Annotated in this window: 1 protein-coding gene; it reads right to left on the bottom strand. The window is 41.3% G+C overall.

From position 1 onward, the window contains the following. Nucleotides 1-117: 117 nt before the first annotated feature. A partial coding sequence (locus QZN27_RS09830; RefSeq protein ID WP_296787052.1) for a DEAD/DEAH box helicase occupies nucleotides 118-2,104 on the bottom strand: 1,987 nt, incomplete at its 5' end.

Here is a 2,104-nt window from a genome sequence, read left to right as displayed (position 1 = left end):
TGATTTAAAAAGCATAGTCAATAAGTTAGAAGAAAAAAATTATGATGGCATCTACATCATTGAGGTAAATGATACCGATTCTATCAAAAAAAGTTATGAATACATGAAAAGGAACTTCTAGAGAAGTCTCTTTTCCTTAATTTCCTTTTCGAAATACAGGTATTTTGAATCAATTACCTTCCTGATATCCTTTGCTGTTTTTTTACCGATACCCTCAACTTCCTGCAACTCATTTTCGGAAGCATTGAACACCTTTGACACGGTACCGAAGTGCTTCAATAAGTTTTTAGCGTTAACCGGACCGATATTCGGCAGGGATTCAACAATGAACAGCTGCTGTTCCATAAGACTGACCGGTTTTTTATCTGTACGGATATTAATGGAAGTTCTCTCACCAGACTGCTCACGTATTGCAATTCTCTTTATCATTGCAGCAGTATCCTGAGCGTTTCTGGTAGGCAGTATGCTTATTCCAAAATCAATCGCTATTGAGGCCATTGTCCCCCTTATTGCATTCGGATTGATAAAACCAGTGTATAAATCATCCCCCTCCAGAATGAGGATTGGATGCTTGAACTCTTCGGACAGTTCCTTGGCCTGCTTGAATAATCTTTTGTCAATGATTGAGTCGACAAAGTCCTTTGCGGTTTTTCTCTCGATGGCAACCTCATCACTTACCTGATAATCCGCAACTGCCATGGATCTGACCTTAACATCAATTTCCATTTCAGTCAAATGTCTGATTACCTTGGAATTTCCTTCACGGGAGTCTGCATAGACAATTGGAAAATCATTTTCCTCCTTGGGCTTTTCAATGACCTTGACATGCTTCTGATTTTCCATCCTCTCAAGAGCGGATGCATTCAGCTCTTCCAAAACAACAGGATCAATCAGTTGGTTCTTCATATTGTCTTCCTTTCTCAGGCTTGACCAGTAATAGGCCTCATCACGGGTTCCTTCAGTGATCAATACTTTAACACGACCTGTCCTTTTACGTCCGGTTCTGCCACGCCTCTGTATCATGCGCACTTCAGACGGAACAGGCTCATATAACACCACCAAATCAACAGCAGGAATGTCAATGCCCTCTTCAGCCACGCTGGTTGAAAGCAGCACATCATATTCGCCCATTTTAAATGACTTGATAATGGCCTTTTGCTCCTTTTGGGTAAGGCCCTTTTCACCGTCCTTTGATGCCTGACCAAAGAATTTTGCTGATTTTATACCTTCCTTTTCAAGCTTCTGATGAATCATCTCAAGAGTATCACGATATTGGGTGAATACAATGATTTTAGAAGCACCCTCATCACTCTTATCGTCAAAACGTGTGGTCTTGAGTTTGGTTTGGCCATCATCTCCCAGTTCCTTCTTCAGTATTTTAGTTATTTCACGCAGTTTGGGATGTTCCCATCCATGCTTTTCAGCCTGTTTCGCCAATTTAACAGCACGGCCAAAATTATCATCAGCCATCAGTGATTTGGCAGCCTTGGTCTGCTTTTTGCGCAATCTTCCAACATACTTGTTGAATGTCTGGACACCCTGAGTCTCAATCAGCTCCTGAGCATGCTGAACATTGATGACTGCAGTCAAAATAGAAATGGCACGGAACATTTCCTTATCGGGATTGGCAGAACGGGCAATTTCACCCTGAACCCTTCCCCTTGCCTTTAAGATATCAACTTTACCAACGGAAACTGTTTTGATGATGCCCATATTCTTTAAGGCCTTAAGCCTTACCTTCAATGCCTTGTCAATGCATTCCTTGATTTTTGCAAGCTCGGAGCTCATCTTGACCTTAACCCAATCAATGCCGACCGGATTGAAATAAGGTTTGACATCTGCGTCATCTTCCGTTTTAACGACAATATTCTGAATGTAGAGATTTTCGCACACTTCCTTGATTTTATACTTGTCAGAACCTGGAGAGGCGGTCAATCCCAAAATAAGATTAAAGTTTGATTCCTGAACATAACGAGATGCCAGGTAAACATAAGAATAAGATCCCACACCATGATGGCATTCGTCGAAAACGATTAAGGACACATTGCTCAAATCATATCTTCCGTTTAACAAATCGGATTCGACTGTTTGAGGTGTTGCTGAT

It is taken from the genome of uncultured Methanobrevibacter sp. (genome assembly GCF_900316895.1).
In the GTDB taxonomy this organism is placed as follows: domain Archaea; phylum Methanobacteriota; class Methanobacteria; order Methanobacteriales; family Methanobacteriaceae; genus Methanocatella.
The sequence above is the reverse complement of the archived record's forward strand: the minus strand, read 5'-3'. Positions and strand labels throughout refer to the sequence as shown.